Origin of the sequence: Winogradskyella sp. (genome assembly GCF_013213975.1) — a bacterium.
In the GTDB taxonomy this organism is placed as follows: domain Bacteria; phylum Bacteroidota; class Bacteroidia; order Flavobacteriales; family Flavobacteriaceae; genus Winogradskyella.
The window spans coordinates 43,102-49,548 of the sequence record NZ_JABSST010000011.1; the positions used below are offsets into that span (position 1 = coordinate 43,102).

A 6,447-nucleotide genomic window follows, 5' to 3' on the forward strand; every position below is an offset into this window, starting at 1 on the left:
GAAAGAATTTGTTCACGATTCTAATTCAGTTGCCATTATCATAAAGCATTTAGCTGGTAATATGTTAAGTCGTTGGACCAACTTTCTAGCCGAAGATGGTGAAAAAGAGTGGCGTCAACGTGATGATGAGTTTATAGATACTTTACAAAATAAAACAGAAATTATTGGGATTTGGAACAAAGGCTGGGATTGTCTATTCCAAGCCTTAAATTGTTTAACGGAAGCTGATCTAGAGAAAATAATTTACATAAGAAATCATGGCCACACCGTAACTGAAGCTATTAATAGGCAAACCATGCATTACGCCTATCATATAGGCCAAATGATTCTGCTAGGTAAACTTTTAAAAGGTGAAAACTGGCAATCTTTATCGATTCCCAAAGGTAAGTCTAAGGCCTATAATAAAGACAAATTTTCAAAAGATAAAACACAAAGACATTTTACAGAAGACCTTTAATATTACGTTTACGTTTCGTAAATTCGTAGCCTCAAATTTTAACTAAAAAATTACTCATGAGTAAATACGATGTTATAGTGTTAGGAAGTGGTCCTGGTGGTTATGTTACCGCAATTAGAGCTTCTCAATTAGGTTTTAAAACTGCAGTTGTAGAAAAGGAAAATTTAGGTGGTGTTTGTTTAAATTGGGGTTGTATCCCAACGAAAGCATTACTAAAATCTGCTCAGGTTTTTGAATATTTAAAACATGCAGAGGACTATGGTCTTAATGTTAAAGAGGCTTCACATGACTTTGATGCTGTAGTAAAACGTAGTCGCGGAGTGGCAGATGGCATGAGTAATGGAGTAAAATTTTTAATGAAGAAGAATAAAATTGATGTTCTTGAGGGTTACGGAAAATTAAAACCTGGCAAGAAAGTCGATGTAGATGGTAAAGAGTATTCTGCCAACCATATCATCATTGCTACTGGCGCAAGATCGAGAGAACTTCCCAGCCTACCACAAGACGGCAAAAAGGTAATAGGTTACCGAAAAGCTATGACCTTAGATAAGCAACCTAAGAAAATGATTGTTGTAGGATCAGGAGCTATTGGCGTTGAGTTTGCTTATTTCTACAATGCTATGGGTACTGAAGTTACGATAGTAGAATATATGCCAAAGATTGTGCCTGTTGAAGATGACGACGTTTCGAAACAATTAGAAAGAAGCTTTAAAAAGTCTGGTATTAAAATTATGACTTCGGCAGAAGTCACTTCAGTTGATACCTCAGGAAAAGGAGTAAAAGCTACAGTTAAAACCAAAAAAGGTGAAGAGGTATTAGAAGCTGATATCGTATTATCAGCAGTGGGTATTAAATCAAATATTGAAAATATAGGTCTTGAAGATGTTGGAATTGTAGTAGATAGAGATAAAATCTTAGTGAATGACTACTATCAAACAAATATCCCAGGATATTATGCTATTGGAGATGTAACACCAGGTCAGGCATTAGCACATGTTGCTTCAGCAGAAGGTATACTTTGTGTTGAAAAAATAGCTGGAATGCATGTTGAGGCTTTAGACTATGGCAATATTCCAGGTTGTACCTATTGTTCACCAGAAGTTGCTAGTGTGGGATTAACTGAAGCTCAGGCCAAAGAACAAGGATTTGACATTAAAGTCGGAAAATTCCCTTTCTCAGCATCTGGTAAAGCAAGTGCTGGTGGACATAAAGATGGTTTCGTGAAAGTAATATTTGATGCCAAATATGGTGAATGGTTAGGCTGCCACATGATAGGTGCTGGTGTCACCGATATGATTGCCGAAGCTGTTTTAGGAAGAAAGCTTGAAACTACAGGGCATGAAGTTTTAAAAGCTGTGCACCCGCATCCAACAATGAGTGAAGCTGTTATGGAAGCTGTTGCCGATGCTTATGATGAAGTGATTCACCTATAATAATTTTAGAAACAAAAAAGCGATTCAATTGAATCGCTTTTTTTATTTAAAACTTATAGCCAATGCCCAGACTGAATGAGCGCTGTTTCGCGAAAACAGGATCAACATTTAATCCTTGAAAAACAGAAAATTGGTCTGTCAGTCCGTGAGTATATCGTGCTTCTACAAACCACTTTTTACTGATATCGTATTGCATACCCAAAATTAAAGACATACCAAAACGCTTATTTCGATTCGCCTTATCTATATTTTTTTGTTCAAACGAATATGATAATTGAGGACCGCCAAATAACTGAAACTTTTCCGCTATTTTATACTTCAATAACAAAGGGAATTGCAACGTCGACGACCCATTATAATTGAAATTTGTTTCAAATTGCAATGCCCATATTTCTGAAAGCTTTTTTTCAAAGAAAAATCCTCCATAATAACCACTAGTATATGGCGTTAAGTTATCCGCGCTTAAAGCAAAGGTATTGTAACCCGTTCTCAAACCGAAGGTAAATGAATTATCTAAAGGGTTGTCGTTGTCCTGAGCAAAAGCATTAATAGATAAAAAAACAATAAAAACAGGAATTAAAAAATACTTCATAATTGATTGTTGTTAGAATTATGCAACTATAAAACTAGGATTGTAATCTGTTAATAATTCCTAACTAACTCACAATTAAATCAAAAACAGCTGTTAATTCTATGCGAAAAGACTTAATTTTTTATGATATACTATCTTTGTATTTATAACCGATAGCCTAGACCCAAAAAAAGTACATTTGGAGATAACTCTTCAAATCCAATGGTGTACTTCATATGTATACTCATTTCTTGAGAGAAGTCATAGTCAAGACTTAGATCTGCCCGTACCTTGAATTTGTTCGAGAAAAAGTCAAAAAAGTAATTGACACTTGGTCCAACTAAAATATGTAACGACTCATAAATATCATACTTAAGATAAATAGGCGCATTTAAAAATTTAAAATCACCTACTCCTGTATAAAGTAATTCAGGTTGTATATGAAAACCATTGTCAATTTCGAAATCTAAAAATACACCACCATAACTTCCTATTTCAGTATCTGGATTCGTCCCAAAATCTCCTTCGTCTACTTTAAAAAATGTGAAATTTAGGCCTGCCTTAATGCCAAAATCTTGAGCATAAGATATTGACATAAATATACAGCATAATATCACTATATAACTTTTCAAACAATAAAGCTTTGAATTGCTAAATCATAACTGGACATTCCAAAACCCAAAATTACACCTTTAGCGTTTGGCGATATAAAAGATTGATGTCTAAATTCTTCTCTAGCAAAAGTATTTGAAATATGAACTTCAACAACTGGTGTACTAATAGCTTTTATTGCATCACCAATTCCAACTGAGGTATGTGTATAAGCAGCAGCATTAAGAATTATGCCATCATAACTAAATCCAACTTCTTGAATTTTATCAATAAGCTCTCCTTCAATATTGGATTGATAATATTCAATATTAAAATAGTTAAATTTAACTTTTAACTTTTCAAAATAATCTTCAAAGGTTTCACTACCATAAATTTCTGGTTCTCTTTTACCAAGTAAATTTAAATTTGGACCATTGATTATGATGAGTTTCTTCATGTTATAAAGATATTAAAATAACTAAAAAAAACCGAAGCTTCTCAACTTCGGTTAAATAAATTTCATCTTAATAAAGACCTAGAACGTATATCCTAAACCTACTTGAAAATAACTAAATCTTGCTTCAACATCAAATCCTTCTAACTCATCTATACCATCCTCAATTCGATCACTGAGTCCAAAACTATATCTAGCATCTAGGGTAATATTATCAGTAACTTTATATCCTGCACCTAATGTTAATCCTAGTCCTAAGCGCTTTAAGCCCTCAGCATCCTCCTCATTTGTAAAATAGTCAAATTGAGGACCTGCAAATATTTCAAGCTTTTCTTCTGGCTTATATTTTGCTAATATAGGTACCAATAGAACACCTGAACTTCCTCCAGACTCAGAATATGATGCATAGACCAATTCTGGTTGGATTGCAAATTTTTCAGCCACATTGATCTCTACAAAACCTCCAACATAAAAACCGCTCACATCATCAGATGCAGAACCACCACCATCTACTTTGAGTTTAACAGCGATCGTTGAATAACCAGCTTTGATTCCAAAGTTAGTAGTTGTAGTTGAAGCTTTGTCATCATCCTGAGCATGAGTTAGAAACACAACGGTGAATAACGTTAAAGCAGATAGAATAATTTTTTTCATTCGTTTTTTGAGTTTTAAAATAATTACGACAAATGTAAAATTTTGCTTATGATTTAAACATCTATTGTGCGTTAATTTATTATTTAATTGATCAATTTTATTCACAAAAAAAGGGACGATAAAAATCGTCCCTTTTGATTAGTATTATTGAGTTACTAGAATCTGTAACCTACACCTAAAGATAATGTGTTTACAGAACCAATTCCATCAACATGCTCGTTTAACTGGAAACCATAACGCGCCTGTGCAAAAATGTTCTCAGTAAAGTCATAAGATACACCTGCAGCCAATTGTAAGTTCATTGAACTAAAATCATCTCCAAAAGCAGCATCTAAAGCATCTGGAATATCACCACTTGCGAATCCTAATTGAGGACCAGCTAAAATGTTAAACTTTTCAGAAACGCTATATCTTGCCATAGCATTAATATTGATTAAGTTGTAACTAGCATCATCAACACTTGAAGTAGAATAAGCCAATTCTGGCTGAACACTAAAAGATTCTGATATCTCAAATACAGCAAAAGCACCTATGCTAAAACCAGACGCACTATCATCACCATCAAAACTGTTGTTTACATATCCAGCAGTAAGACCAAAATCCTGAGCGTTTACACTTGCAAAAGCAAATACTGCAAAAGCAGCTAAAAATAATTTTTTCATAATTTTTAAAGTTTTAAAATTGATAAATGCAAACTAAAGCCTTTTTTCTCAAATAATAAAGTTTCTAGGCACACTTATTAACAGTTTTGCAAACAAAATAATTTAAATATCTTATTTTCAACACTTTAATTGTTTTGTTATTAACAACTTTTTAAGAAATTATTACAAAGCACGTAGTCAATTCGTTAAACTATTTGGTATTTATTACTATTTTTAGGCATGGATTGGGAGAGCGCTTTAAAGGATTATTTATTGTACCTAAAACTTGAACGTGGTTTAGCAGAAAACTCAATAGAAAACTACAAGTACGATATTAAAAAGATAATTGCTTACTTGACTGAATTTAAGATAGATGCATCTCCAGTTAAGATAAACAACGAGACTCTTAAGCAATTTATATATCACATCTCAAAGGCTGTTAATCCGAGATCTCAAGCACGAATCATTTCAGGACTTCGTAACTTTTTTAACTATTTAGCTTTTGAGAATTACAGGAAAGATAACCCAATGGATCTCATTGAAACTCCGAAAATAGGAAGGAAACTTCCTGAGACATTATCCCTTGGTGATATAGATTGTCTTATTTCTAACATTGATTTGAGTTACCAATTTAATGGAGTAAATCTTGGAGAACGAAATAGAGCGATTATAGAGACCCTTTATAGTTGTGGTTTAAGAGTAAGTGAGTTAATTGAACTCAAAATTTCAGATTTGTTTTTTGATGAAGGCTTTATAAAAGTCGTAGGTAAAGGTAATAAAGAACGATTTGTTCCTATTAGTACAAGCACACAAGGTTATATTAATATTTGGAAATCTATAAGGCAACAAATTTTGATTGATATAGGTTCAAAAGATGTTCTTTTCCTCAACTATAAAGGCAAAAAACTAACACGTGCAATGGTGTTTACTATCATTAAAAGACTAGTTGAAAAATCGAGAATAAAGAAAAATGTATCCCCTCATACGTTTAGACATTCCTTTGCTACGCATCTTTTAGAAAATGGTGCTGACCTTAGAGCAATTCAAATGATGCTTGGTCATGAAAGTATAACAACTACTGAAATCTACATGCATGTGGATCGTTCACATTTGACCGATATTTTAAATAAATATCACCCAAGAAAATAAGAATAGGTATTTAAAACTTAAATTTAAATTTAAACACCTATACTAAAAATTTGAGTTAGTTATATTTTACTTGGCAATATTTACTGCACGTGTCTCTCTAATTACAGTCACCTTTACTTGTCCAGGATAAGTCATATCCGTTTGAATTTTTTGAGATATTTCAAATGATAAACTCGCTGCCTTATCATCGGATACCTTTTCACTTTCTACAATAACACGTAATTCACGGCCTGCTTGAATAGCATATGCTTTTTTAACACCTGTGAATCCAAATGCAACATCTTCTAAATCTTTAAGTCTCTGAATGTATGAGTCTAAGACTTGACGTCTAGCACCTTGTCTTGCGCCAGAATTTGCAGCACAAACTTTAACTATTTGAGATAAAATAGTGGTCATTTCTATTTCATCATGGTGCGCTCCAATGGCATTACATACCTCAGGTTTTTCACCGTGCTTTTCAGCCCATTGCATACCTAAAATCGCATGAGGTGTTTCTA

The 6,447-nt window shown here is 33.2% G+C and carries 8 protein-coding genes and 1 pseudogene; 3 read left to right on the forward strand and 6 right to left on the reverse strand.

Annotation, left to right across the window (positions count from 1 at the left end):
* Both HRU49_RS02615 and lpdA read left to right on the forward strand, forming a co-directional pair.
* A partial coding sequence (locus HRU49_RS02615) for a DUF1572 family protein (protein ID WP_363146172.1) occupies positions 1–457 on the forward strand: 457 nt, incomplete at its 5' end.
* A gap of 56 nt (positions 458–513) precedes the next feature.
* Entirely contained in the window at positions 514–1,890 is a 1,377-nt protein-coding gene (lpdA, locus tag HRU49_RS02620; protein ID WP_296353868.1) for a dihydrolipoyl dehydrogenase, read from the forward strand.
* A gap of 46 nt (positions 1,891–1,936) precedes the next feature.
* Here the strand turns inward: lpdA and HRU49_RS02625 are convergent, their stop codons facing one another.
* From HRU49_RS02625 to HRU49_RS02645, 5 genes are all read right to left on the reverse strand, one after another.
* On the reverse strand, positions 1,937–2,482 hold the full coding sequence (locus HRU49_RS02625; RefSeq protein WP_296353870.1) for a porin family protein: 546 nt from the start codon (positions 2,480–2,482) through the stop codon (positions 1,937–1,939).
* A 143-nt stretch (positions 2,483–2,625) separates the two neighbouring features.
* On the reverse strand, positions 2,626–3,057 hold the full coding sequence (locus HRU49_RS02630; protein WP_296353872.1) for a hypothetical protein: 432 nt from the start codon (positions 3,055–3,057) through the stop codon (positions 2,626–2,628).
* Positions 3,058–3,089: 32 nt separating this feature from the next.
* Positions 3,090–3,509: a type II 3-dehydroquinate dehydratase gene (gene aroQ, locus HRU49_RS02635; protein ID WP_296353874.1), complete on the reverse strand. Its 420-nt coding sequence runs from the start codon at positions 3,507–3,509 to the stop codon at positions 3,090–3,092.
* 78 nt (positions 3,510–3,587) lie between these two features.
* Entirely contained in the window at positions 3,588–4,160 is a 573-nt protein-coding gene (locus HRU49_RS02640; RefSeq protein ID WP_296353877.1) for an outer membrane beta-barrel protein, read from the reverse strand.
* Between the two features lie 155 nt (positions 4,161–4,315).
* Entirely contained in the window at positions 4,316–4,822 is a 507-nt protein-coding gene (locus tag HRU49_RS02645; protein ID WP_296353879.1) for a porin family protein, read from the reverse strand.
* Positions 4,823–5,041: 219 nt separating this feature from the next.
* Here HRU49_RS02645 and HRU49_RS02650 point away from each other — a divergent pair, with 219 nt between their 5' ends.
* The gene (locus HRU49_RS02650) at positions 5,042–5,950 is read left to right on the forward strand and encodes a tyrosine recombinase (RefSeq protein ID WP_296353881.1); all 909 of its coding nucleotides are present in this window, start codon (positions 5,042–5,044) and stop codon (positions 5,948–5,950) included.
* Positions 5,951–6,016: 66 nt separating this feature from the next.
* Here HRU49_RS02650 and HRU49_RS02655 read toward each other — a convergent pair.
* Positions 6,017–6,447 (reverse strand): annotated as a pseudogene (locus HRU49_RS02655) (ribonuclease Y); the annotation flags it as partial.